The organism is Gammaproteobacteria bacterium, assembly GCA_013816845.1.
Classification (GTDB): domain Bacteria; phylum Pseudomonadota; class Gammaproteobacteria; order DSM-16500; family DSM-16500; genus Aquicella.
This window is the reverse complement of record JACDDU010000001.1, coordinates 596,916-623,294: the sequence shown is the minus strand read 5'-3', so window position 1 is coordinate 623,294 and position 26,379 is coordinate 596,916. Positions and strand designations below refer to the sequence as shown.

Below are 26,379 nucleotides of genomic sequence, written 5' to 3'. Positions count from 1 at the left end.
ATTAGTACAGAAAAAAAACCTCGGGTTAATGAAGAAATCCGAACTCATGAGGTTCGTCTTATAGATGCAGAAGGCCAACAGCTTGGAGTCGTATCCACCCTCGATGCGCGAAAAATTTCGGAGGAAAGGGGTCTTGACCTTGTTGAAGTATCTCCTGAAGCAAAGCCACCCGTGTGTCGTATCATGGATTACGGTAAATATAAGTTTCAGTTGAGTAAGCGAAAAGCTTCTGCAAGAAAGAAACAAAAACTAATCCAAGTTAAAGAAGTAAAAATCAGACCTGGTACTGAAGAGGCAGATTATCAAGTTAAGCTTCGGAATGTTATTAAGTTTTTAGAGCAGGGGGACAAGGCCAAAATCACCGTACGGTTCCGTGGCCGAGAGATGACCCACCCTGAACTGGGGATGCAAATGTTGCAAAGAATGGTCCTCGAGCTCGTAGACTATGGAGTAGTCGAGCAACATCCTAAGTTTGAAGGTCGCCAAATTGTGATGATTTTGGGGCCAAAAAAGAAATAAAGGAATTGCGCAGCTACTCGCGTATAATTATAATTTACAAGTGTTTAGCGGAGAAAGTTCATGCCAAAGTTGAAGTCAAATCGCGGAGCGGGCAAGCGCTTTCGTGCCACCGGAAATGGTGGATTTAAGTGCCGTAGCGCTAACCGAAACCACATTCTTACCAAAAAATCGACGAAACGTAAGCGTCATATGCGTAACGGATTTCATGTAAGAGATGAGGATTTAGGTCGTATTGAACAAATGTTACCATTTGCATAAATTTTATTAACTAATTTAGTTAGTCGTTTTAAATAGAAGAGGAAATATCCTATGCCAAGAGTTAAACGTGGCGTTACTGCAAGAGCTAAACACAAAAAAGTGTTAGCAAAAGCGAAAGGTTATTATGGCGCACGCAGCCGCGTTTTCCGTGTGGCTAAACAAGCAGTCATTAAAGCAGCTCAATATGCCTACCGCGATCGTCGTAATAGAAAAAGAGAATTTCGTGCGCTTTGGATTACCCGGGTTAATGCAGCAGCTCGCTCGCATGGTTTGACCTATGGTGAATTTATGCATGGCTTGAAAAAAGCCTCTATTACCCTTGATAGAAAAATATTAGCGGATATGGCGGTACACGATAAAGCAGCATTCAGTACCCTCGTTGAGCAAGCCAAATTAAATCTTGGTAGCGTAAGCGCTGCAGCTTAGTATCCTCTTTATTCAATGCTAACAAAAATGCCGTCTATTCCAAGAATAGACGGCATTTAGCTTTCTTGAACTGTATGCTTTTCACGTTTCACTGTGGTGTTAATCGCGATGATTACGCTATATTACAATGACGTTAATAATGCTAAAAATAATTATCCTTATCAGGTTGGTTCAGCATGCAATCTCTTGAAGAAATTTTTTTGCAAGCCAAAGCTGCTATTGAAGCAGCCGAAGATTTAAAGGTACTTGATGATTGTCGCGTAAAATATTTGGGTAAGAAGAGTTACCTTACTGAATATATGAAAACACTGGGGCAACTCCCGCCAGAAGAAAGACCTGCTGCTGGCCAAAAGGTTAACGATGTTAAAGTATCGATTGCCCAGGCCCTTGAAGCGCGTCACGAAATTTTAAAAGCCAAACAAATTAAAATCCAGTTGGATAGCGAAACCATCGATATAACGTTACCCGGGAGAACACAAGGCCAGGGTAGCATTCATCCGTTAATTAAAACGTTTGATACGCTACGCGAGATTTTTGGCCGGATGGGTTTTAATTTTATGGAAGGACCTGAAATTGAGGAAGATTTTTATAATTTTACTGCCCTCAATATTCCTCCTTTACATCCAGCTCGCGCGATGCAAGATACTTTTTATTTCGATGATGGTTTATTGCTTCGTAGTCAAATGTCACCTGTGCAAATTCATGCCATGAAAAAGCTTAAACCGCCTTTAAAAGTAGTGGCTATGGGTCGTGTTTATCGTCGTGACTTTGATATAACCCACACGCCCATGTTTCATCAACTTGAATGTTTGATGGTTTCAGAAACGCTTTCTTTTGCCGATTTAAAAGGCGTTTTAACTTACTTTCTGCAAGAATTTTTTGGTGCCGATATCAAAATTAGATTGCGTCCTTCATATTTCCCTTTTACCGAACCTTCAGCCGAAGTTGATATCGGTTGTTTAAACTGCGTAGGTAAAGGTTGCAGAATTTGCAAGCAAACGGGCTTTCTTGAAGTGTTAGGATGCGGCATGGTCCACCCCAACGTTTTAAAATCTGTGGACATAGATAGCAAACGTTTTAAAGGATTTGCATTCGGCGTTGGTATTGATCGTTTAACATTACTTAAATATGGCATAAAAGACTTACGCTCATTATTTGAAAACGATGTTCGTTTTTTAAGTCAATTTTAAACAACTTTCTTGAAAAGAAATTAATATGAAATGTAGCGAAAATTGGTTACGAGAATGGGTTAACCCAGCATTATCCCGCGAGCAACTCGCGAATATTTTAACGATGGGTGGCATTGAAGTTGAAAGTATAGACCCACTCATCAACTTATCAGAGCATATTATCGTTGGCAAAATTTTATCGCTTGAAAAGCACCCACAAGCAGATAATTTAAAGATTTGCCAGGTTGAAATTGACAAGTCAGAAACGTTACAAATTGTTTGTGGCGCTGAAAATGCTTCCCCAAACCTTTACGTCGCTGTTGCAAAAATTGGTGCCTGCCTACCGAATGGCACGGAGATTTTAAAATCAGAGATTCGCGGTATAACTTCTTCAGGTATGTTGCTTTCAGCAGCGGAGTTAAATTTAACTGATAATAATGAAGCCATTATTGAATTTCCATTTGATTCAGAAGTAGGGGTTTCTGTTAAAGAATATTTAAAATTAGAAGATTATATTTTTGATTTATCAATTACACCCAATCGGGGTGATTGTCTCAGTATCAAAGGTATAGCCAGAGAAATCGCAGCTTTAACTGAAACAACAGTGAAACCTTTTTCGGAAAGTATCGTTAAGTCGATGCTTTCCGAAAACTTTAATTTAAAGATTTTAGCACCGGCAGCTTGTCCCCGCTATGCAGGACGCATCCTACGCAATGTGAAGCCGCCCAAACAAACGCCAGTATGGTTAGCAGAGCGTCTACGTCGTAGTGGATTTAGATCAATTCATCCTATTGTTGATGTCACAAACTATGTCATGTTAGAAATGGGGCAACCCATGCATGCCTTCGATTTTGAAAAAATCAATGGGGGTATTGAAGTTCGCTTTGCTAAGCAGGGTGAAAAGATAAAATTACTGGATGACTCTGAACAAACTTTAGATGATGAAACACTTGTCATTGCCGATCACCAAGCACCTGTCGCCATCGCCGGTGTCATGGGTGGTATGGCTTCGAGCGTTACTTTAACTACTCAAGACATTCTACTTGAAAGTGCTTATTTTCCCCCGCAGATTGTGGCGAGACAGCGTCAGTTTTATCATCTTAATTCTGAATCATCCTATCGTTTTGAACGCGGTATTGATTCTAATATTCAAATCGAAGCGCTTGAGAGAGCAACCGCTTTAATTCTAGAAATTGCTGGCGGAGAAGCATCGCCAGTTATCGTCCAACAAACAGAAAGTTATTTACCCTCCTTGGTTCTAATTGACCTTCAGCATCATCATCTCAATGCGGTTTTAGGTAAAGACATTCCTCGGGTTGTTGTAGACAATATTTTTAAGCGTTTAGATTTTAAAGTGCAAAGTAATGATAGCGGTTGGCAAGTTGCCATCCCTTCTTACCGACCGGATTTATTAATACCAGAAGATTTAATAGAAGAAATCGCAAGGCTTTATGGCTATGAAAATATTGAAGCGCGAATTCCTCAATCAGTATTATATGCAACCCATCATCAATTTAACGAAAAAGATTGGTCACCACTCAGAAAAAGTTTAGCTATTTTAGGTTTTCACGAAATTATTTCTTATAGCTTTGTTGAAGCCGACCTCCAAAACATTCTTGATCCGAACGCCACCCTGAAAACAATTTTAAATCCGATTAGTGCAGATATGACAGTCATGCGTTCGAATTTATGGCCGGGTTTGATTCAATCTTACATTTATAATCGCAGCCGTCAGCAAGATCATATCCACTTATTTGAAATTGGTGCTTGCTACCTCGAAGATAAGAATACGACAGAAGTTTTAAAGCTTGGTTTGATAGTCGGAGGCTCTGCAGACCCGATTCAATGGGGGGCACAAAATAGACCCGTCGATTTCTACGACTTAAAGGGATCGATTGAAATTTTGATAAAAAATTACACACACGGCGAATCTATTCATTATATTAGTGAAGCGCATCCCGCCTTACATCCTGGGCAAACAGCCGCCATAGTTTGGCAAGGTCAAAAAATCGGTATTCTGGGCGCCATTCACCCTTCGCTCAAAGATAAGCTTGGACTCACCGAGACGGTTTATTTAGCTGAAATCAACCTTTCCTTGATCAATTATCGCAAGAATAGTCAATTTGAAGACATTTCTAAATTTCCAGAAATCAGACGAGACCTTGCCCTGATCGTAAATCAAGCTATACCGGCGGCGAAGATTCAGGATACAATAAAGTTAGTCGCAGGTGATTGGTTAAAAGAGGTTTTTATCTTCGACGTCTACCAAGGGAAGGGGATTTCGCCGGGTTTTAAAAGCATCGCATTGGCGCTAATCCTTCAACATCCTCATCGTACTTTAGTGGACGATGAAGTAGCAGAGCTAGTGGAGCGCGTAATAATAGCGTTGCGAGGGCAAACAGGAGCAGAGCTAAGGAGTTGATATGACGCTAACCAAAGCGGATCTTGCGAAACACTTAGATGAAGAAATTGGTTTAACTAACCGAGAAGCAAAAGAAATTGTCGAGTTGTTTTTTCAATATATCAGCGATGCTTTAATTTCTGGGAAACAAGTCAAATTATCAGGTTATGGTAATTTTACTTTACACGATAAAAAAGAACGTCCAGGGAGAAATCCCCGTACCGGTGAAGAAGTTCCAGTCACAGCACGTCGTGTTGTAACTTTTCATACTGGACAAAAGCTTAAAGCACGTGTAGAAAAATATGCAGGGAAAGAAAATCAAGGAACGCCCGTTGAGCAAGGTGAAGCGTAAAAAAAATTGCGATCAAGATTTGCCGGCTATTCCTGATAAACGCTATTTTACCATTAGCGAAGTCGGACAACTTTGCGCGGTTAAGACCTATGTTTTACGGTATTGGGAACAAGAATTTACCCAGTTAAGACCAGTTAAACGTCGCGGCAATCGTCGCTACTATCAAGCGCAAGATATTCTACTTGTTCGTCAAATTAAAAAATTACTTTATGAAGACGGCTTTACTATTGAGGGTGCACGCGCCCAGCTTTCGAACACAAGTGATCCCGCTAGTCAGTCTGTGAAACTTGATGCGATGGTTAAAAAGATTATTTCTGAACTTGAAACAGTTTTAGACAATCTCGAAATTAAAACTTCTTTCTCATAACTTCACCTGTTTTATAGTTAAAAATTTTAAATCTATTAATCGAATCATTGATCATTGAAAGGCTTTGAGTGTAAGATCCCTTCCGCAATTGAAAATTTTGCCTCAGCTTTTTCTTCAGATCTTTTCGGGGCGTGGCGCAGCCTGGTAGCGTACTTGCATGGGGCGCAAGTGGTCGCCGGTTCAAATCCGGCCGTCCCGATTAATGTTTGATTTAGAAACTATAGCGCAAGGAATTAAGCGTGGAAAAGATTTGGTTAAAAAGTTATCCGCCGCAAGTGCCAAGTGAAATTGATCCAGATGCTTATCAATCTCTAATAGAAATTTTCAAAGAAAGTTGTCACAAACATGCCTCACGGCCTGCTTTCTATAATATGGGTGTTACACTAACTTATAAAGAACTTGAAGAGAAAGCTAATGACTTCGCAGCTTATCTCCAACAAGAATTAAAATTAAAAAAAGGTGATCGGTTTGCGATCATGCTTCCGAATGTTCTTCAATATCCCATCGCATTGTTCGGAGCGTTATCAATAGGTCTCGTTGTTGTCAATGTTAACCCGCTCTACACAGCTGAAGAATTAGCATTTCAGTTGGATAATTCCGGCGCAACAACTATTTTAGTTTTAGAAAATTTTGCTCATACCGTGGAAAAAGCACGAATTAAGACCCCTAACATTAAAAATATTATTATTACCAAAATCGGTGATCTTTTTCCTTTTGCAAAATCTTTCATTATCAATTTTGTTTTAAAGTATATTTACAAACAAATACCAGCTTGGTCCATTCCTCATACCATTCACTTTAAAAAAGCTTTGGAGCTGGGGAAGAAATTACAGGTCAATCCTGTGCCCATCACCAACAGTGATATTGCTTTTTTACAATATACTGGAGGGACGACTGGGATCTCGAAAGGCGCAATTTTAACCCATCGTAATTTGATTGCTAATATACAACAAGCGGATGCGTGGTTCGGCTCATTAATTACTGAAGGTAAAGATATTATTATTACCGCATTGCCGATGTACCATATTTTCTCTTTAACTGCGAACTGTCTTTTTTTCTCTAAGATTGGTGGCTTAAATGTTTTAATTACTAATCCTCGTGATATAAAAAGCATGATTAAGGATTTAAAGAAATTCAAATTTACTGTGATAACGGGTGTTAATACTTTATTTAATGCTTTGTTAAAAAATAGTGCGTTTCCCGAAGTTGACTTCAGTGCATTACGATTGACTCTAGGTGGGGGGATGTCTGTACAGAAAGTTGTAGCTGAAAAATGGCAAAATGTAACACGATGTCATATTTTAGAAGCGTACGGATTAACCGAAACGTCTCCTTGCGTAACCATCAATCCAACCACGATTACCACCTACAATGGAACGATTGGTTTACCCGTTTCATCCACAGAAATTAGTCTTTTTGACGAAGAGGGGAATGAAGTCGGACTTAACACTCCTGGTGAAATCGCTGTGCGTGGTCCACAGGTTATGCGGGGATATTGGCAAAATGAAGCAGAAACTAAGCGAGTCTTTCATGATGACTGGCTTCTTACCGGTGATATCGCTGAAATAAACGCACAAGGTTTTGTACGTTTGTTAGAACGCAAAAAAGATATGATTCTGGTTTCAGGTTTTAATGTCTATCCAAATGAAATTGAAGATGTATTAATGAAAGTACCCGGCATCAGGGAAGTAGCAGTTGTTGGCGTGCCTAATGAAAATTCAGGTGAAACCGTTAAAGCTTTTATTGTCAAAGATGATCCTCAGTTGACCGAAGCTTCTATTCTTCAATATGCAAGACAATATTTGACACCGTACAAAGTTCCAAAGCAAATTGAATTTCGTGATGAGCTACCCAAAACAAATGTAGGGAAAATTTTACGTCGCGCCCTCCGTGACAAGAAGTAATGCCTTGGCGAGTTGGTTCTGACTAAATTGTAGAAGCCTACTCAAGGTAGGTTGCCAGATTCTGCACTTAGAAAATCTTCGCAAGCATTATTTTTTGTCACCTTATTCCTGTCATCTCTTCATCAAACATGCTATAATTTCGCCTTTTTAAGCCACCTAAAAAACACTCCTATGGATAATTCAGTTGCAAAAGAAATTCAGAAAATTAGCGTCGAAAGTGAGCTAAAAAAATCCTATCTTGCCTATGCAATGAGCGTCATTATTGGGCGGGCTTTACCTGATGTCAGGGATGGCTTGAAACCCGTCCATCGAAGGGTATTGTTTGCTATGCATGAATTGGGCAATGATTACAACAAGCCTTATAAAAAATCTGCGCGCATCGTCGGTGACGTTATCGGTAAGTATCACCCTCACAGCGATACAGCGGTTTACGATACGATTGTTCGTATGGCCCAACCTTTCTCTCTACGATATCTACTGGTTGATGGTCAAGGGAATTTCGGATCAGTTGATGGCGATGCAGCTGCGGCCATGCGTTACACTGAAATCAGAATGTCTCGTATTGCGCATGCTTTATTAGCCGATATCGAAAAAGAAACCGTCGATTTTGTAGCGAATTATGATGAAACGGAAATGATCCCTTCCGTACTTCCCACTCGAGTGCCCAACCTTCTAATTAATGGTTCTTCAGGTATTGCAGTTGGGATGGCGACTAACATCCCGCCTCACAACCTGACTGAAGTCATTAATGCCTGTGTGGCACTCATCGATAATCCTGAAACGACTATTAATGAGCTTATGGAATTTATTCCTGGCCCCGATTTTCCAACAGCCGCCATGATTCAAGGCAGGAATGGTATTCGTGAAGCTTATCATACCGGTCGCGGCAGGGCAGTGGTTCGGGCTAAAACTCACATTGAAATTGACGAAAAAACAAGCAAAGAACGCATCATCGTTACCGAGCTTCCTTACCAAGTCAACAAAGCACGTTTAGTAGAACGAATTGCCGAACTTGTTAAAGATAAAAAAATTGAAGGCATTTCAGCATTACGTGATGAGTCTGATAAGCAAGGAATGAGAGTTGTTGTTGAGCTTCGTCGGGGCGAAAATACAGACGTTATTTTAAATAATTTATTTGTTCATACCCAACTCCAAACTGTCTTTGGCCTCAACATGGTGGCTTTGGCAGATGGGCAGCCAAAAATACTTAACCTTAAAGAATTCCTTGAAGCTTTCATCCGCCATCGTCGTGAAGTGGTAACAAGACGCACGGTTTTTGAGCTTAAAAAAGCTCAAGATCGCGTTCATATTTTAGAAGGTTTAGCGGTTGCTTTAACGAATATTGATCCAATGATTACGCTAATCAAACAAGCTAGAGATTCAAGTGAAGCTAAAACGCTATTAATGGGTCAAGCATGGCCTGTAGCTAAAACAGTTGAAATCCTGACGCGTGCGGGTGAACAAAATTCAGTAACGCATCGCACTCAGCTTTATGGTTTATCAGGAGAAAGCTACCGTTTATCGCCTGAACAAGCTCAAGCTATTCTTGACATGCGTCTGCATCGATTGACAGGACTTGAACAAGATAAAATAGTTTCTGAACATCAAACGCTTAAAGAATTAATCGCAAAACTTGCTGAAATTTTGGAAAATCCAGCTTCTTTGATGCATGTCATTCGTGAAGATTTATTATTAATTAAAAGCGATTTTGGCGATGAACGGCGCACCCAAATCATTGATAGTGATGAAGGTGTTATGCTTATGGAAGATCTCATTCCAGATGAAGAAGTTGTCGTTACACTTTCGCATGAAGGTTATGTTAAAACACAACTTCAAACCGTGTATCAAGCCCAACATCGTGGTGGTCGTGGAAAATCTTCAACGACCATGAAGGAAGAAGATTTTGTCGAATATCTCATCGCAGCACGAACACATGATACTGTTCTATGCTTTACCAGCCTCGGAAAAGTATATTGGCTTAAAGTGTATCAACTCCCTCAAGCTAATCGCACAGCTCGCGGTCGACCCATTGTTAATATCTTACCTTTAGTAGAAGGTGAAAAAGTAAATGCCTTCTTACCGGTAAGAGAATATTTACAAAATCAATTTGTAGTCATGGCAACCTCGTTAGGTTTAGTGAAAAAAGTTTCGCTTAGCGATTTTTCGCGTCCACGAGCTTCTGGCATTATTGCAATTGCACTACAAGAAAATGACTGTTTAGTACAAGCAGATATAACTGATGGCACCCATGATTTGATGCTGTTTACTAATACAGGAAAAGTAGTACGGTTTTCTGAAACCAAAGTGCGACGCATGGGTCGACAAGCTGCAGGCGTACGCGGCGTTAAACTTCAACCTGATCAAAAGGTTGTGTCTCTCATTGTTTCTCGTGAAGGTGATATCTTAACCGCGACTGAGAATGGCTTTGGAAAACGTACTGCTTTAGAAGAATACCGGTTAAGCGGCCGTGGCGGTCAGGGTGTTATTTCTATCCATGTTAACGAGCGAAATGGTCAAGTGGTTGGTGCGCTCCAGGTAAATCAAGAAGATGAAGTGATGCTAATCAGTAATAAGGGAACATTGGTTCGTGTTCCGGTTGCTGAAATTTCAGTCATTGGCCGAAATACCCAAGGCGTTAAACTTATTCAACTGGGTGATAGTGAGCAACTCGTTAGCCTTGAGCGTATTGCCAATATCAAAGGAGAAGAAAACGGATGATCCATCAGAGAGACCCCGTCATTACGATTGACGGGGCGAGCGGTACAGGAAAAGGAACTGTAAGTCAGTTATTGGCAAAGCGATTAGGATGGAAATTTTTAGATAGCGGTGCTTTATATCGGGTGTTAGCCCTAGCTGCGCAAACTCATGGGGTAGCCTTAGATAATGAAAAAGCTTTAGAAGTTTTAGCAGAGCACCTTGATGTTCAATTCATTGCCCAAGAAAATAATTTACCCCGCATCATTCTCGAAGGTGAAGACGTCACCAAAACTATTCGCACGGAACACATGGGAAATGTTGCTTCTGTCATTGGTGCATTACCTGCGGTTCGTGCATCTCTTTTAAGTCGCCAACGTGTTTTTCGTGAAGCTCCGGGCTTGGTGGCGGACGGCCGCGACATGGGGACGGTAGTTTTCCCGGATGCAGAAATTAAATTCTTCCTTTTAGCAAGTGCCGAAGAGCGTGGCCTTAGACGCTATAACCAGTTGAAGGAACTGGGCATTAGTGTTACCCTAGGCGACCTCATTTTGGAACTACGTGAGCGTGACAAACGCGATCAAGAACGAGTTATTGCGCCACTACGACCCGCCGAAGATGCTGTTTGCATTAATACGGATGGTTTAACGGTTGCACAAGTTGTTGAACGTATTCTATTTGAGATCAAACGAAAAAAGGCCTTTCCTGTTACTACTTACCAAAGGATTGAGTACGACCAAGTAGTAGCAGAGTAAGATTATGAATTTACCGTTTTTGAGTTTTTTGGGGTTAACGAGTGAAACAAACCATGAGTGAATCTTTTGCTCAATTATTTGAACAAAGTCTAACAGATACGCCGATGCTTCCCGGCGCTATTATTAACGCAACCGTAGAGCATATTGATGACAAATACGTCATTGTCGATGCTGGCTTAAAATCCGAATCTTATATACCTACCGAACAATTTTACGATGAAAGTGGCAAAATCGAAATTAAAGTAGGGGATGAAGTCAAAGTTGCGCTAGAAGTATTGGAAGATGGATTTGGTAGCACACGCTTATCGCGTGAACGAGCCAAACGACTAGAATCCTGGTCTCATCTCGAAAAAGCATACGAAGCAAAAGAAACTATTCGTGGTGTCATCGTGGGTCGCGTAAAAGGTGGCTTCACTGTTGAAATTAGCAAAGTACGCGCTTTCTTGCCTGGCTCTTTAGTGGATGTTAAACCAATCCGCGATCCAGAAGCATTTGAAGGTAAAGAATTCGAATTTAAAGTCATTAAAGTGGATCCAAAGCGTAATAATATTGTTGTTTCTCGTCGCGCTGTTCTTGAAGCCGAAAGCAATGTTGAACGTGCCGCGGTTCTTGAAAATATTAATGAAGGTGATGAAGTTAAAGGTGTGGTTAAAAATCTCACCGATTACGGCGCATTTATTGATTTAGGTGGCGTTGATGGCTTGCTTCACATTACTGATATGTCTTGGAAGCGTATTAAGCATCCAAGTGAAATTTTAAATATTGGCGATGAAATCAAAGTTAAAGTATTGAAAATCGACAGAGAAAATGTTCGTGTGTCACTTGGCTTAAAACAATTAGGCGGTGATCCTTGGTTAGATATTAGCCAGCGTTATCCGGTTGGTGCAAAGATTTCTGGACGTGTTACCAACATTACCGATTACGGCTGCTTTGTTGAAATCGAAGAAGGAATTGAAGGTTTAGTTCACGTATCCGAAATGGATTGGACCAATAAAAACGTTAATCCAAATAAAGTTATTCACTTAAGTGAAGAAGTTGATGTTATGGTTCTTGATGTCGATGCTGAGCGTCGTCGCATTTCATTAGGCATTAAACAATGTACTTCTAATCCATGGGCTGCTTTTGCTGAAAATCATCAGAAGAGCGAGCATGTAAAAGGCAAAATTAAATCAATCACTGACTTTGGTATTTTCCTTGAATTAGAAGGCGGTATTGATGGTTTAATTTATCTTTCTGACATTGCTTGGAGCGAAGTTGATGCCCAAGAAACATTACGTAAATATCAGAAAGGTGATGAACTTGAAGCTATCATCTTAGCTATTGATGTTGAGCGCGAAAGAATTGCATTGGGCTTGAAACAATTAGCTGAAGATCCATTAGCAAATTATTTAGCCGCACATGAAAAAGGCTCTGTTGTAGTTGGTCAAGTTATTGAAGTTGATCAAAAACAAGCGATCCTGGAACTGGAAAGTGGTATTCGTGGTGTGCTTCGTGGCGCAGAAATTGCCGCGGAAAAAATAGATGATGTCCGCACTAAATACCAAGTGGGCGATTCTGTGGAGGCTAAAGTTGTCGGCACAGATCGTAAGATCCATGCAATCAATCTTTCTCTCAAAACAAAAGAAGCCACAACTGGTAGTACAGCGACCAGTAGTAAAGCCGCAGCTCCTACTGCTAAAAAATCAGTAAAAACTGCTAAAGCAGCTTCAAGTTCTTCAACAACTGTTAAGAAGAAAAAATCCTCAGATTCATCACCCTTGAAAACCACTCTTGGGGATTTATTCAAAAATATTAATAATAATGAAGACAGGGAAGAAGAGACAAAGTAAGTTCTATCTGATAGCCGAGTTAATCATTAACTCGGCTATTCTTTTATATTTCCACCTTAGTTCATCATGCTAATAAATAATTAACCTTCCTACTGTTCACTCTCAATCATTTTGCAGAAAATCACTTACACATGTTCCCATTAAGCCGCGACAAAGTGGCCGATAAAATTCATTTTCACGATCAGAAATTTGGGCGCTGCGAAATCTGATATCTATACTTAGACGTGTATCTTTTGATATGTTGACCGCTCGATGAATAGCGCAACCAAAAAATAGAACAGCCTCTCCTACACTTGGTGTTATAAGTTGTACTTGCTCAAGCTTAATGTCCGAGATGGCATCATCTACCATATCGCTAGGATGTTGAGTGTTGAGGTTTTTTCTTATATTCAATGAAGGCAGGCGATGAGACCCTGGAATTAAAAGTAACCCGGCGCCTTTAGACAACTCAAAGATGGGTAGCCAAAGATTTAATTGCCATGGTGATCCCTCATAAAAAGTATCGCGATGCCAATTGACGATATCTTTTTTTTGCAATGGTCGTGTAATTCTTAAATCAGGAACCTTCTGCACATCAATATCAGGACCGCAGAGCTCTATAAGGATAGGAAGATGTTCACGCGTAAGGTGAAGAAGACCATTACTTTCAGCAATGCGATTGCTAAGCTCAACAATTAATTGATGATGTTTATCTTGAGAATTAACGTGGAGATGCCAATGGGTTGGTTCGAATTGTAAAAATTGCTTAACTAAATTTTGTAAGCTTGCTAGAGCTGCGTAATTATTCAGTTTTAAAAAGGCAAATCCATCATTTAGTAATTGATTGAAGTTCAAGTAAATTCACTAACATATTTTTTAATGAAAAGTAATGAGTGCACGCAATGATTTTAAAAATGTCGAGTTGTTTAAACCTTAATTACATTGCATTGCCTTACAAAGATTAATTGAGGCAATCAAAAAGTGCGCCACCCGTTAATAAGAACAATTTGTGGGCATGATAACAATATCCCGAATACAAATTCGCTGCGGTAATTTATAACAAAACATTATGATTTCAGCTAATTCGTGAGGCTCAATAAAGTCAGGGTTACCTAAAATTTCAGCATACTTTTCAAAACTAATCCCCATTTTTTCATGAATATTGGTTCTTATCAATCCAGGAGCAATATTCATGACTCTTATACCATTTTTTGCCTCAGCCTTTTGAAGCGCCTCTGCAAGAATGCGAACTGCATGTTTACTCGCATCATAAACGACAGTTTGTTCATTGACGCGACGATCATCTATGGAACTAATATTTATAATCGTTCCTGTTTTTCTTGCTGACATGTCGGGAAGGACACACTTAATTCCATTCATCACACCTTTTACCAGCACATCAAATTCATAAGCGCACTTTTCAATGGGCAAATCTCGGAATTCGCCTACATTCATAAAACCTGCATTATTAATTAAACATTCAGTTTTACCATAAGTTTCTTCCGCTCTATTGATTGAATTTTTCAAAGCATTGAAATCGATGACATCGACTTGTTCATACATCACATTATGTTGATTAAGGTCGGGCAAAGGTTGCATTTGACGAGATATTAACAGTAGAGGGTGACCTTCTTTTGCAAAAGAAAGAGCTAAAGCTTTGCCAATCCCTTGGCTCGCACCCGTGATAACAACAAGCGATTTCTTCTCCATCATTCTCCCTCCTATTCACTTAGGATAAGTTGGAATGTCTTGAATTGCTACATAGACTTGGCATTAAAAGGCAATAATCAATCCTGTTATGGGGGTATAATCTACTTTAACGCTAGAGAATCTCTCAAAAAAAGCATACCATGCCGTTTAAAATTTAAGTTAAGAATGAAGGTCCAAGAGGAGTGTTAAGTCATTATGAATTTTAAATTAATCCAAAGTCTATCTCCCTTAGGTTTTATCCTACTTTTATCACTCTTTTCGGGCCTCTTCGGTTGCGCGCAAAATATTTCTCCTGATACTTATGAAGGCTCAGAAGTCGGCGTGGTAAGTCGGGTTAAAAAAGGAGTTGTTGTTTCCAAGCGATTGGTTAGCATTGATAATAACAGTAATGTAGGCGGCGTCGCAGGTGTAACCGCTGGTGCTGCAGCTGGCTCAATGATTGGACATAACGTGCAAACCGCAATCATCGGTGCAGTAGGCGGCGCTATTGTTGGCGGCGTAACCGGAAACGCTGTGGAAAAAAGGGTACAACATCATCAAGGTTATGAATACATCATTAAGCTCGATAATAATCAAATGATTTCTATCGTTCAATCTTCGGGACTTCAATTTGCAATCAACCAACCCGTGCTCATCATGTATGGTGCCAGAACTCGAATAATACATGATCAAACCAATGTTTAAGGATTAATGAAGGTGAATTAATTCATGATTAAAAATGTATTAATCTCATTTTTTGTATTGTTAGTAAGTGGTTGCGCTTACGAACGAAACTTTCGTGGTATTCCTGAACCAACTTGGAAGCAGTTAGCATTAGAACAAAAACAATTAATTGTGGATCAATCTTTTGAAGAAGAAATTAGCAGTCCCATTGTTTAACTTAGTAATTAAATTAGCAAGCTTAATTGGAGGTGGGTTACTGATTTTATTAGTAACAGCCTGTTCGCCGATGGCAGAGCAAATTATGGGCCCTCTAGAATATAATCAACCTATTAATTTCCATGTTCCAGAAAAGTCTTATCTATATTGGAAACCAGGTATTCTACATACAACAACTGAAGCCCAATATATTCCAGTTAACTCTGATCTTTTGAGTGCTTTGATTGTACAAGCCATTGACACAGAACAAAGAAAAAGAAATCCAGGCAAATTTTCATATTCTTTCGGTAAAGCTCAACAAGCTGTCTTCATTACTTCTTTGAAAACCATTTTAAATCAAAATAATGTTTTTCATAGTACAGAAATAACAACTAACCCAAATTCTTTATCATCTCGGTCCATCATCATCAGTATCTTTTTTAAATCAACACGCGTTATTCCATACTCTCATCAAATTGTATTAACGGTTGAATTGGAAATTTTAATGGGAAAAAAATCCCTTTTTAAACGCTCTTACTTTGTGCAAAACAATGATGGGAGCGATGAAAAATACATTGGTGATTTTAAAGCACAACAAAAAGATGTTTCACATAAATTATTACAAAAAATAATAAATGGGATTGAACAATGGCAAATTCAAAACAAACGACACAGATAATCTTTCATAAACTTTCGCGCTGTCTTTTTTTAATCCTAGGATTTTTATTATTAACAGCCTGCATAAGTGCACCTAAAAACGTTCAACTGACCAATGAATTTTGGAAAAAGAAAGACAGGAAGGTCATTGTTGCAATAACTAAAGCTCCCATTCCGCAAGTCTATCAAGTTGGCAATCAAGGATTATTAGATTATGCAATCAATAGAACAATGAATCGGAAGCTAAATAAATATTTAGAAAGAAATGATTTAACTTGGTATTACGCGTTACCAGAAAATTTTACTGCCAAGTTAAAAGCACGAAACATCTTATCTAAGCCCCATACGGATCAAAATTTAGAATTAGAGGCAAAAAAGTATAACGACTTTGTCACTAGCCTAAATGGCGATCAGCTACTTATTATTAAATTAACGGCGCTTGGCGTACAACGCAATTATTATTCCATCATCCCAACTTCCGCTCCCAAATCCTATTGCGTCATGACGGGTGAATTAATTAACGGTAAGGATAAAACCGTTATGTGGCGTCAGCAAACTGCCATTACCATGCCAATTAATGGAACGTGGGACCAACCACCTAATTATCCTAATGTTGCCGAATCATTGAAATTAGCAATTCATACAGCACGTCAAGAATTACTGGATAGTTTTTTTTCTGATCATTAGGATTGCGCTGATACTTATGATTAATTTTCTTGCATAACCAGGAGTTATCCACCAGCATCTCGAAATCATGTTAAAGGGGTAACGATTATCGGGATATAATTATTCTATCTCCCGTTGCCGCTAAGCAATTAAGTTAGTAAATTTTACATATTTATTAATGAACCAGAATATTTTATTTGTGTCATCATTTGATGTTTATAAAAATTTGAGGGTTGAAGTTAGTAATTTATAAACGGTAGGATTATCGGGACAAGCGGTAAGGCCACACTCGAGTAGCGTAGTGACGAAATTTCCCATAACAATCAGACCAATGATTAAAAAAATTAACCCGGTAATACCACGATGTAAAAATGAAGCATCGGTTGTTTGGTAATATTGTCGATCTAAAGCCAACATAAGGCTCGTTACAAAAACAATCGTCATAGAAATAATGAATGACCAAGTATATAAATGCAGACCAAAAACCGGGCTGCCGTAGGAACCTGTACCAGGAATAATGTGCAAAGCCACTTGTCTTAGCGCAACAGAGGCTGTAAACAAACCACTGATTAAAACAATTGAATAATGACTGGGCCGGTAACCATATTTTAAATTAAGTAAAAGGCCATATATCATCATGACAAAACCTACACGTTGCAGTAAGCAAAGCGGGCAGGGTAATTCTTTTAAATAAAGTTGGAAAGTTAAGGCTAGAAGAAGAATCATTCCTATTGCACCCACTTCAATTATATTAAATAAAAATTCAAATTTAATTTTCATTACGCAATTCCTTCCTAGAGGGATAAGCCGATTGTTTGTGTCGTGTGATGCATAAACCAAAAGGTAGAAAGAATATAACTTACGATAAAAAAAATTAAGCTGTAACGACGCGCATCAAAAAAAGCAGCTAAAATTGCGCAAAATAACATGAGGAAAATTAAAGGAATCATACAGAATAATCCTTTTTATCTGTTATTCATCATATTGACCGACTAGAATTAATTTGTAAATGGAGTTTACGGTGATTGCTGCGACAGTCACACCCCTGCAAATAAACTTTAAAGCCCGTCATAATAAGTCATTATTGATTAGTGACGGGGTTAATCTTTCCTATAAGTTACTTACTTAAATCTTAAGAAATTAAAGTGTACTTAATCCCTTACAATTTTAACGGAAAACATCATTAAGAGTCTGTGCCCTTATCTACCCATTTTTCCATCACATTTGAAGCTGCATTATCGCTAAAACGCTCACTTGCTTCGATATATTCCATGACAGTATTTGTTTGTTTCCATCGTCCCGCGCGCATAATGGCTTGAAGTGGTGAGCCTGCTCTTGCAGCACTCGTTGCAAGGCCTCTTCTCAGGCTATGGCTACTAAATTGATTGGCCTTTTCAATGCCAGCTGCTTGCGCGCGAATTTTAATAATATGGTTAACCGATAAAGGACTCAAAGCATCCTGTCCTAATGTACCGTTTGCTGTAACTCTTCTAAATATTGGCCCCTTGGTAATATTCATTAAAGCGAGCCACTCTTCTAAAGCTTTAACAGGGCAAAGATTTTCGGGACCTATAGGGATCGCACAATACTGACCAGTATGAATTTGGTCAGTTTTGGAAACAGGCAATAGAATTTCTATGCCACTTTTTTCCCATTTTATAGCTTCAAAACAAATGGCAATTAATTCACTGCGTCTCAATGCACCAAAAAAACCAACCAATAGAAGCGCTTTGTCGCGCACTGCCACGGGCGTTTTAAATCGACTTAAATATTTAATAATTTGGGCAAGTTCAGAAGGTATTAATGGGCGCGCTTTTTGCTTTGGTTTGCCATGAAAACGAAGAATACCTTTCAGCATTTTTACGATAGAAGGGTGATTGGTAGGGTCTGGAAATCCCTGGTAGGCATGCCAATTCCGCAGAGCAATAATACGACGGGAAAGAGTCCGTGGGTTTAACGTCGCTGCGTAATCTTGTAAATAGCGCATGATCATTTCAGTCGTGGCGGGCAATCGCCCCTGCCATGCTTCAAAATGACGAATGTCACTGCGATAAGCCTTACGCGTATTTTCACTGGTTGCCGCACTGATATAAGTATCCGTTGATAAAGGCGGAATACTTACGGATTTTGCGACACCCGATTTAGGTAGTAGGCTAGGTTCAGTTTCAAGAATAACCAAATTTTTTAAATTTTCCATAAATTATTAATTCCATCTTTAAGGCTTTTATTACGAAAAGAATCGTAACATTAATTTATCAAATTATCGATAAGGTTACTTATCGAAATATTAAATAATTAATATAATCATTGTATATAGATACTAATAACGTTAAATTATGTATTACGTAATTAAGTATAAATAAGGAAATTAAGTATGGCTCGTCCAGGCGTAACTTTTAATGACGTTGCAGAAGCTGCAAACCAACTTATCGGGCAAGGAAAAAATCCCACCATTGAACAAATCCGCTTAATCCTAGGCACGGGAAGCAGCACTACGATTGCTAACCATGTGCGAGAGTGGAAAGAAAACCAATCCAACATTAGCCTACTTGCTTCCAAGGAAAATCTACCGGAAGAATTAATAGCGCTGATGAAAGGATTATGGCAACGCGTATTGGGGCATGCTGAGGACGCTATCGCTGCCATCCAACAAACTGCTGACGTTACGATTGCGGACCTTCAGGCCGCAGCGGAGCAGCTAGACCATGAAAATAAGCAATCCCGCAAACAATATCATGAGGTTTGCCAGGAAAGAGACGCGTTGACTCAAACCAAAAGCGAGCTGGAAAAAATCGTTACTCAGCACCAAAAAGAAATTGCATCCATTGCAGCAACTAATTCAGCCTTAGTAGATCAAGTAGAAGAGAAGCAAATTCGCATTACTGAATTAGGACGTTTACATAAAATTGCTCAAGAAAATTTGGAGCACTTTCGTGAAGCAACGCGTACTCAGAAAGCTCAAGACGAAGAACGTTACCGTCAACAAATTCAAACCGCTGAGGGAACCATTAAAACTATACAACAGGAATGCAATGCGTTAAGAGATAAGAATATAAATCTACAAAATCTTATTGAAAATGAAAGAAACGAAAAAAATCATTTACAAATAATACATGATGGCTTAGTCAAAAAGTTAGAGCAGGTGGGTCAACAGTGTTCAGCAGTTCAAAAAGAATTAGATAAAACAACTCATTCGTTAACCGTTCTCCAAGAGCAATACAATGCATCAGAAAAGAAACTTGAGGAATTTAGAGATTCGGCCAACCAACTGCAAAGTCAAATTTATATGCTTACAGAACGTCATGAAAGTATAAAGATAGAGTCAAATTCATTAAAAAATAAAACCGAAACGTTGACTCAGGAAAAATTAAAACTGATCCAAGAGAAAGCGCAACTTCAAGGGCAACTTACTGCATTTCAGACCATCGCTGCGGGACGTCCTAAATAGCGAATGAATGCTTTCCCCACCCGGATTTTACTTCATTGTTCAATCCGGGTTATTTCTCATTTAACTTCACAAGCATCCGTTAACATCAATTTACCTGGGACAGATGTTATATCAGTTTCTGGAAAAATAACCCGAAAACCTGGTTCAAGAATTTGACCGAAGGGATTTTTCGATCTTTCAGAAGATTTAATTTCCTCACGACGTTGGGCCAGTAGTAAAAACATTTTTTCAACGTTGGCTACACTTTTTAATTTGTCACGACATTGCATTAAAAACTTTGCCGCTTTATGTTGCTGATATGAAAGGGTGTGTGATGGATTTGTGAGGTGAGTTAATAATTCTTTAGCGGGGCCATTGTTAGCAAATTTAAGGTGCTGAATAAATTCGTTCTGCCAATGACTTGTCCAGGTATTAGGAATATATTTTAGCAAATTACATCTTGCCGATGAAAAAACAGGGTTAGTAGTCATATCAATACTCAAAACATGACTGGCAAATTCTTCATCAATGATGCCGACTTTGATGAGATGATCAATGGCTATATAATCATAGGTTGCTTTAACAGCAGTTAGCCATGCATGATCTGCGTCCGCTGATCATAAAAATTAAATAATTCTTTATCCACATCCCAAGCAAAGGCCTCAACCAGCAGCTTGGTTGACAAGCGCTGATCAGCTGTTAGCTCATCGTTTTCGTTGACTGTAGTAAAATGGCCACAGAAAAAATCACCCCTTTGAATTGTGTTTGAATTTAATTTTCCTGAGACTATTTCAAAAAAGCTAAAGCTACCCTCTTTGGGATTGTGATATCCATGATTAGCAACCACGTAGTTTCAATCTTTAAGCCCGCTGCTTTAATTAATGCACGAAATTCGAAGACAGTTTTTGGGCAATTTTTACTGGCGGTTAAGAGCGTGTCAATGCCATCTGCCAGATCGCGAGCAGCCCGCGATTAGCAGCAATGATAAATGGGGTAGCACCGCTAAAATTTGGAATATTAGGATTTGCACCATGGTCTAATAGGAATTTAATTTACTTTGTTCCTTTTCGGTAAGAAAATGAAAACATTTAAAAATTTGTTCTAATTGCTCGGAATTGTCTATGATGCTTAATAAATTTTGATTACTAGTATGGTTTAAAATTTCCATAAATAATTTCGCACCATCACTGGGCAAAATCGCAAGCGTTTTTTCCCACCTGTAGAGGATTGACACGATCTGTGGTATGAAGTGGATTAACCGCTGCAATTGTTTAGATTTATCGTTAGCACTGCTGAATTCATAAGATTTTAAGTATAGCGCAATGGCCAATACAATATCGTATTGTTGTTCTACCTGTAGTTCTGAATTGATAAACGCAACCAACTTATCTGAGCGCACTTCTGATAAAAGATTTTCAATGCAATAAGAAAGAAAGGGTTGATATTGTTTGGATGAATGTGGTGTATGAACGTAAGCAAAAATTGCCGAGTGGGAAAGAACAGAATAAAAAATTGAAGCGTTCCCTATTTTTTTTGGTTCAGCTTCTCTACCTACTTGATCAATAAATCCGCCTTGTTTAAATCGGTTAAAAAGACTAAGAAAGAAAATATAGCTTGTATCATAAGTTAAACTAAGGATGAGTGTCATAACATTAATACCAAATGCTGGCGGGAATTCCGCCAGCATTTTAAGAGTTTTACTGACAATTTAATTTTAATATTGACGCTGACGCTAAAGGATTACCATTAATAAGCAGGGGCTGATTGCAATTAATTAATCCTAAATAAGTGCAAATCGTTGTCGCCATCATTTGCGCACTCGGATTACCGGGCGTAGGTGTTCCAACGACCGCTTTTTGCAATGACCATAACATCATAGCGGGAGATACGTTACGCGCTGTCGCTTTAGCTTTTACTGCTTCGCTTAGTTGTATCACTCTACAAAGTGTTGTTACATTGCCACCCCAAGCCTCGGGGGGAACTTCAACACCCATACTGATTTGACCCGTGAAGTAATTGGCATAAGCATTTAATGCTTGAACGGGGTCATATGTGGTTCCCGCGTCATAAGACATAATATTAACCAAATCAATATCTCTCGAAGTAGCAGAGCGGAATAGAGGTAGCATCATACCGGTGAATTGACTTTGCGGTAGCGCAGTTTTCCATTGGTCTTCACCATAGGCTGCAACACTATAACCCGTTACCGTAACCCAAAAAGGACGGGGCAACAGGGTTCTTAAGGATTTCACAAAACCTTCAAAGGCCGCATCGATCTGACAATGAATACGATTATCTGTTCCAACTGCGCATCCCGTTACTGAAGGCTCATAATCAATATCAACGCCATCTAAACCAAAATCGCCAACGAAATCCGCAATCGCTTTCGCATTTAAACTATCCCATTTCAAGTAACTTGCGCCCCCAATTGCAACCAATATTTTTGTAGCAGGATGACGTTGATGTAATGATGTGATCGCTTGCTTTAAAACCGTACCACTATAATTAAATTGCAAGCCAGTGTTCGCTAAACTTAAACTACCTTTCGTATAAATGGCATCTGGTTTTATAAACGCAAGATTAACCACATTGACATATTCAGGTAGATTAGCAAGATTGGTTTTGGTGCCATCTGCAGTTTGTGAATCAGGAGACCACGATTGAAAGTAACCGACAAAACGTGGCGTTGTAATCACAGTAGTCGACTGATATGCAATGTTGAGCGTGGTGTTACTTGGAACAATGAGTGGATTAGGGGTAATTGTTGCAGTAAAGCCTGGAATCACACTAGTTACTTTATAAGTATCGTTAGGTAAGTTAATTGCAACCCCTGAACTCATATTTTTTTGGAAGTTATATTTGTTACCAGCGAATGTGACCGGTACGGTGCTCTGTGGTGAATTAGTCAGGGTGATTGTTACATTGCCACTTGGTACCGCAGTATATTGTAAAAGTGCTTGCGAAGTCGCTTGGGCAATAACCGTAACCGTTAGGGGCGCTGCATGAAAAAAATCAGAGCCATTGTCGACAGCAGAAGCGCTCACGGTGTAGGAACCGGGAGCTAAGTTATTAAGTTGCCATTGTCCACCCCAAGTAACGATTTGTTGCGTGTTAATTCCCATGCCTTGCACTGTAACTGTAGGATTATTAAGTCCTGCTTTGGGAGCCGCTGGCAATTTGACCGTCAAACTTCCCATTTCAACCGGCGTTCCACCTTCAGCTTTAAAGACAAAAGGCCCAACTGGGCTTGGGCTACTTGGCGAAGCGTTAAATTGAATGGTCAAAGGCTTGCTGCAATTTGGATCGGGCTGAAGATCAGGCGTCCACGTTGTTCCACCTAACAAAGTAACTTGCGTTCCTTGTTGACTTGCAAGGCGCCAACTAACCCAGGGTTGACCCCAGATATTGGTCGGCATGGCGATGGCATAGTTAAAGGTAAATTCAATATCCTTAAGCGGAATTGCTTTTGTAGTATTATTGCAGATCGAAATAGTTTGAACCCAATTCACATTTTCTTGCGTTACTTTAACCGGAACGGGCACCCGCGCAATCGTATTTAATTGGATACCATGCAGAGTATCGCGCCGGTCTGTTGCAAATTTTAATTGTACTGAAGCCTGCGGGGTTAATACTGCAGGATCTATCTCCTTTAAATACAATGAATAAAAGTTTCCTTCGCTGTGAGGTTGGAAAGCAAAATTTTGTTTTTTCAGGGTAGGAGTAGACTTAAACGCTTTACTCATTACTGCACGGATTTCCCCTGCATAGTAAAAAGATAAAGTTGCATTCGCTAGATTAATATTTTCACGGCCAGTATTAGTCATGGTTAGAATTTCGTGATTCAAAGTAAATTTAACAGCGGGTGAAGAAAAGGCTTTAAGAGTTTGATTTGAATCCGCCCATGAAATAGGTGTACTGAACCAAAATAATATAAAACTGAGTAAAACGATCCCTGTCTTTTTCATGCTGAAAATCTCCTTTTAAAAAAGACTCGACCCTGAATGGGTGATTGAAATACAAAGTGAGGAAAGATTGAAAGAAAAAATAATAGCATATTGCAAATAGATTTATACATTAATTAGTTGATTACGTAGTAGGGACCTCGCGGATCGTAGAGGTAGGCTTGGCCATACCTTTTTTCTTTGCCGTATCAGCGCGTTCTTTCAGTTCAACATCGATATAACGATCAGTAATAGCACTGGAACTATGTCCAGCATCATCTCTGACATGTTCCCGGGGACGAATTTTTACATCATCTGAAATACCGGTGTGTCGCAACCAATGTACCGTCACAGAAAGTAAAATATCGGCTTCCTCGGCTTTTCCTTCACGCCGAAGTTTAGTTATCGCTTGATCAAAACAAATCTGAACAATGATACGTAATGCTCGGGTACTACTAATCGGACCCTTGCCTCTATTCTTTGGGATGAGCGGGATATGTTCATCAGGTGAAGGAAAGGGCGGTAATTGCAGATAGTTACGCCATCGCTTTAGTGCTTGCAGCATGCCAGGGCTGACTGCAATTTGTCGCATTTTGTTACCTTTACCCACGGTTTTAAACCACCAGTCACCATTTGCGTCCCGGAAAAAATGGCTCATGAGCGGCACCCAACGCGTGCTCGCAGAGAGTTCTGATATACGTAAATACATAGAATAAAGTGTTTGAATGATAAATAAGGTTCGCTCGTGAAGAAGCGGGTTACGATCTGCAAGATCCGTTGCAGTTTGAATTACGGCTTCCCATTGCAGAACTGAAAGACGTCTAACCGTAGGAAGCGTTTGGTTTTTACGAATAAATTTACTTTTTTGCCGTATCTGTAAAATGGGGTTATATTCGATTTGCTCTTCTTGTAATAAGTAATTATAAAAACTGCTTAAAATTGCAAATATTTGCCTTATTCCTTCTGAAGATAATTGATAGTCACGTCGTTTCGCGCGCGCGCCTTCTTGAAATGATTTTTTTGATACTTTCACAATAAAAGGACGCCATTCCAAATTGACTTGCCGCAAGCCTTGGAAATCAATAAATTTTGCAACTGTTTTAGTGCCAATCCAAGTCGTTGGAGGTTTTTGACTAAACTCAATAAATGCTTCTACATCCGCTCGTTTCATTTCTAATAGGGATTTATACTGAATAAACCAACACCACTGGATCAAACGTTCTAATTCCCGTCGATAAGCATTAAAAGTATCCATGCTGCCGCGATAGCTATACAGAAAATTTAAAACCTGTTGATAATCTCGTACAGCAAAATCAGGCATTAAAATATCTGATTCAACACAACAATGGGTTAACCAAGCAGTAATAACGCTTTGCGGTGAAGTAGCAACACAAGCGCGATATTGTTCTACCAAATTTTCTAACGTATCAAAAAAAGGGCGGGGCGATAGTTTAGGCGATGCCATTAATATAAGCGTCCTAAATTTTCGAGATCACAGGGCCGCTGCTCAGGATAAGGATAAGGTTTAACGGGCCGAGTATAATAGTCATGATAACAAATGTAATTGCAAAAATAACAATCATGTCCCGTGCCAAAACACTCCGCTAAACACTTAGCATCATATTCGGCGAAAGCTACGTGGGGGGCAAGCAAGAAAAAAAAGAAGAGTAAAGTTTTTTTCAATTCCATGTGCCAATCTTCTTTGTAAGGGTCATAACCTTCATATTATAACTGATTAAAATTATGAAATGATATTGCTGAAGGCGTAAATCTGAAGTATATTTTTTTAAATCTATCTTAATAAAAAAAATACATTTACATCTTCCGTTTCAATCCCAAATAACAGTTGAGAGGAGAATTTATGTTCAGCTGGGTAGCAGGTAAATTAATAACCAAAGTAAAAAATGATGTCACGACGACTGTTAAAAATGGCAGCAATTTCATCGCCGATGAAACTAAAAACTTGACCACAGATACTTATCACTATTTCTCGCATCTCGGTACAAAACCCACAAATCATCAAAAATATGAACAATTAAAACAATTCGAAGCTATTAAGGCGCGTCATGAAGCTAGAAAAGCCATTGAGGAAAGTAAACGCCTCCGTGACCATAAAATACAAGCGGATCTCCTTCAGGATTTCAAAGTATCGCTAGCTTCTGAGCTAAAAGTGATCGAGAGTGAGATTAACACTTTAAAAAAATCCAATCTCTCTCGATTGTTCAGTCCTACTTTAACCTCAAGAAATGCTGCAAAAGAGATTTTAGAAAACCTTTTAAGCTCAAAAAGTTTAGCTGAATTAGTTGAAAGAGCTAAACTACATCAAACTAATAAATATGGCACTAAGGCTTATAATTCAAAAGTTGCAAGTTTGCTAGGTAACATTGTGACCCAATCTAGTACTTTGAAAGTCAATGGTGATCAACGCTTAGGACTTTAATGACAATATATATAGGAGAGAGCAAAA

28 protein-coding genes and 1 tRNA gene are annotated in these 26,379 nt (G+C 39.2%); 18 read left to right on the top strand and 11 right to left on the bottom strand.

Going from position 1 to position 26,379, the window contains the following annotated elements:
* From infC to rpsA, 12 genes are all read left to right on the top strand, one after another.
* Positions 1-519, top strand: coding sequence for a translation initiation factor IF-3 (gene infC, locus H0W64_02895; GenBank protein MBA3660651.1), 519 nt, complete (start codon positions 1-3; stop codon positions 517-519).
* A 60-nt stretch (positions 520-579) separates the two neighbouring features.
* Positions 580-777, top strand: a complete 198-nt coding sequence (gene rpmI, locus H0W64_02890; GenBank protein ID MBA3660650.1) for a 50S ribosomal protein L35 — start codon at positions 580-582, stop codon at positions 775-777.
* A gap of 51 nt (positions 778-828) precedes the next feature.
* On the top strand, positions 829-1,203 hold the full coding sequence (gene rplT / locus H0W64_02885; GenBank protein MBA3660649.1) for a 50S ribosomal protein L20: 375 nt from the start codon (positions 829-831) through the stop codon (positions 1,201-1,203).
* A 176-nt stretch (positions 1,204-1,379) separates the two neighbouring features.
* A complete protein-coding gene (pheS, locus tag H0W64_02880) occupies positions 1,380-2,393 on the top strand; it encodes a phenylalanine--tRNA ligase subunit alpha (protein MBA3660648.1) in 1,014 nt (337 codons plus the stop codon).
* 25 nt (positions 2,394-2,418) lie between these two features.
* A complete protein-coding gene (pheT, locus tag H0W64_02875) occupies positions 2,419-4,794 on the top strand; it encodes a phenylalanine--tRNA ligase subunit beta (protein ID MBA3660647.1) in 2,376 nt (791 codons plus the stop codon).
* 1 nt (position 4,795) lies between these two features.
* Positions 4,796-5,125, top strand: a complete 330-nt coding sequence (locus H0W64_02870; GenBank protein MBA3660646.1) for an integration host factor subunit alpha — start codon at positions 4,796-4,798, stop codon at positions 5,123-5,125.
* Positions 5,076-5,492 (top strand): MerR family transcriptional regulator, encoded by a 417-nt coding sequence (locus H0W64_02865; GenBank protein MBA3660645.1) that lies wholly within the window; start codon positions 5,076-5,078, stop codon positions 5,490-5,492. The genes H0W64_02870 and H0W64_02865 overlap by 50 nt, the downstream gene beginning before the upstream one ends.
* 125 nt (positions 5,493-5,617) lie before the next feature.
* Positions 5,618-5,691: transfer RNA gene (locus tag H0W64_02860), tRNA-Pro, on the top strand.
* A gap of 40 nt (positions 5,692-5,731) precedes the next feature.
* Positions 5,732-7,396: an AMP-binding protein gene (locus H0W64_02855; protein MBA3660644.1), complete on the top strand. Its 1,665-nt coding sequence runs from the start codon at positions 5,732-5,734 to the stop codon at positions 7,394-7,396.
* A 171-nt stretch (positions 7,397-7,567) separates the two neighbouring features.
* Positions 7,568-10,114 (top strand): DNA gyrase subunit A, encoded by a 2,547-nt coding sequence (gene gyrA / locus H0W64_02850; protein ID MBA3660643.1) that lies wholly within the window; start codon positions 7,568-7,570, stop codon positions 10,112-10,114.
* Positions 10,111-10,845, top strand: coding sequence for a (d)CMP kinase (gene cmk / locus H0W64_02845; protein MBA3660642.1), 735 nt, complete (start codon positions 10,111-10,113; stop codon positions 10,843-10,845). The genes gyrA and cmk overlap by 4 nt, the downstream gene beginning before the upstream one ends.
* A gap of 53 nt (positions 10,846-10,898) precedes the next feature.
* A complete protein-coding gene (rpsA, locus tag H0W64_02840) occupies positions 10,899-12,674 on the top strand; it encodes a 30S ribosomal protein S1 (protein ID MBA3660641.1) in 1,776 nt (591 codons plus the stop codon).
* A gap of 102 nt (positions 12,675-12,776) precedes the next feature.
* Here the strand turns inward: rpsA and H0W64_02835 are convergent, their stop codons facing one another.
* Together H0W64_02835 and H0W64_02830 are read right to left on the bottom strand one after the other, a co-directional pair.
* Positions 12,777-13,508, bottom strand: coding sequence for a hypothetical protein (locus H0W64_02835; protein ID MBA3660640.1), 732 nt, complete (start codon positions 13,506-13,508; stop codon positions 12,777-12,779).
* 138 nt (positions 13,509-13,646) lie between these two features.
* A complete protein-coding gene (locus tag H0W64_02830; protein MBA3660639.1) occupies positions 13,647-14,363 on the bottom strand; it encodes an SDR family oxidoreductase in 717 nt (238 codons plus the stop codon).
* Between the two features lie 195 nt (positions 14,364-14,558).
* Between H0W64_02830 and H0W64_02825 the strand changes: the two genes are divergently transcribed.
* Genes H0W64_02825 through H0W64_02810 form a run of 4 tightly spaced genes read left to right on the top strand, consistent with a single transcriptional unit; the run spans position 14,559 to position 16,565 of the window.
* Entirely contained in the window at positions 14,559-15,047 is a 489-nt protein-coding gene (locus H0W64_02825) for a hypothetical protein (protein ID MBA3660638.1), read from the top strand.
* A 24-nt stretch (positions 15,048-15,071) separates the two neighbouring features.
* Complete coding sequence (locus H0W64_02820) at positions 15,072-15,242, top strand: hypothetical protein (protein MBA3660637.1); 171 nt, start codon at positions 15,072-15,074, stop codon at positions 15,240-15,242.
* Positions 15,211-15,900 carry a hypothetical protein gene (locus H0W64_02815; GenBank protein ID MBA3660636.1) on the top strand — a complete coding sequence of 230 codons (690 nt, stop codon included), beginning with the start codon at positions 15,211-15,213 and terminating at the stop codon, positions 15,898-15,900. The genes H0W64_02820 and H0W64_02815 overlap by 32 nt, the downstream gene beginning before the upstream one ends.
* Positions 15,870-16,565, top strand: a complete 696-nt coding sequence (locus tag H0W64_02810; protein ID MBA3660635.1) for a hypothetical protein — start codon at positions 15,870-15,872, stop codon at positions 16,563-16,565. Before H0W64_02815 ends, H0W64_02810 begins: the two co-directional genes overlap by 31 nt.
* A gap of 195 nt (positions 16,566-16,760) precedes the next feature.
* Here H0W64_02810 and H0W64_02805 read toward each other — a convergent pair whose 3' ends face one another.
* The 3 genes from H0W64_02805 to H0W64_02795 all read right to left on the bottom strand — a co-directional run bounded on the left by H0W64_02805 (position 16,761) and on the right by H0W64_02795 (position 18,741).
* Positions 16,761-17,324 (bottom strand): disulfide bond formation protein B, encoded by a 564-nt coding sequence (locus H0W64_02805; protein MBA3660634.1) that lies wholly within the window; start codon positions 17,322-17,324, stop codon positions 16,761-16,763.
* A gap of 14 nt (positions 17,325-17,338) precedes the next feature.
* The gene (locus H0W64_02800; protein MBA3660633.1) at positions 17,339-17,494 is read right to left on the bottom strand and encodes a hypothetical protein; all 156 of its coding nucleotides are present in this window, start codon (positions 17,492-17,494) and stop codon (positions 17,339-17,341) included.
* 233 nt (positions 17,495-17,727) lie between these two features.
* A complete protein-coding gene (locus H0W64_02795) occupies positions 17,728-18,741 on the bottom strand; it encodes a tyrosine-type recombinase/integrase (protein MBA3660632.1) in 1,014 nt (337 codons plus the stop codon).
* A gap of 177 nt (positions 18,742-18,918) precedes the next feature.
* On the opposite strand from H0W64_02795, the gene H0W64_02790 reads away from it, so the two are divergent.
* On the top strand, positions 18,919-19,992 hold the full coding sequence (locus H0W64_02790) for a DNA-binding protein (protein MBA3660631.1): 1,074 nt from the start codon (positions 18,919-18,921) through the stop codon (positions 19,990-19,992).
* A gap of 56 nt (positions 19,993-20,048) precedes the next feature.
* Here H0W64_02790 and H0W64_02785 read toward each other — a convergent pair whose 3' ends face one another.
* From H0W64_02785 to H0W64_02760, 6 genes are all read right to left on the bottom strand, one after another.
* Positions 20,049-20,462, bottom strand: coding sequence for a hypothetical protein (locus H0W64_02785; GenBank protein ID MBA3660630.1), 414 nt, complete (start codon positions 20,460-20,462; stop codon positions 20,049-20,051).
* Positions 20,463-20,560: 98 nt separating this feature from the next.
* Entirely contained in the window at positions 20,561-20,818 is a 258-nt protein-coding gene (locus H0W64_02780) for a hypothetical protein (protein ID MBA3660629.1), read from the bottom strand.
* Between the two features lie 189 nt (positions 20,819-21,007).
* Positions 21,008-21,658, bottom strand: coding sequence for a hypothetical protein (locus H0W64_02775; protein ID MBA3660628.1), 651 nt, complete (start codon positions 21,656-21,658; stop codon positions 21,008-21,010).
* A 10-nt stretch (positions 21,659-21,668) separates the two neighbouring features.
* On the bottom strand, positions 21,669-23,936 hold the full coding sequence (locus H0W64_02770) for a hypothetical protein (GenBank protein ID MBA3660627.1): 2,268 nt from the start codon (positions 23,934-23,936) through the stop codon (positions 21,669-21,671).
* 121 nt (positions 23,937-24,057) lie between these two features.
* A complete protein-coding gene (locus H0W64_02765; GenBank protein ID MBA3660626.1) occupies positions 24,058-25,377 on the bottom strand; it encodes a site-specific integrase in 1,320 nt (439 codons plus the stop codon).
* Positions 25,377-25,601 (bottom strand): hypothetical protein, encoded by a 225-nt coding sequence (locus tag H0W64_02760; protein MBA3660625.1) that lies wholly within the window; start codon positions 25,599-25,601, stop codon positions 25,377-25,379. The genes H0W64_02765 and H0W64_02760 overlap by 1 nt, the downstream gene beginning before the upstream one ends.
* A 172-nt stretch (positions 25,602-25,773) precedes the next feature.
* On the opposite strand from H0W64_02760, the gene H0W64_02755 reads away from it, so the two are divergent.
* Complete coding sequence (locus H0W64_02755) at positions 25,774-26,352, top strand: hypothetical protein (GenBank protein ID MBA3660624.1); 579 nt, start codon at positions 25,774-25,776, stop codon at positions 26,350-26,352.
* The last annotated feature ends 27 nt before the right edge of the window (positions 26,353-26,379 follow it).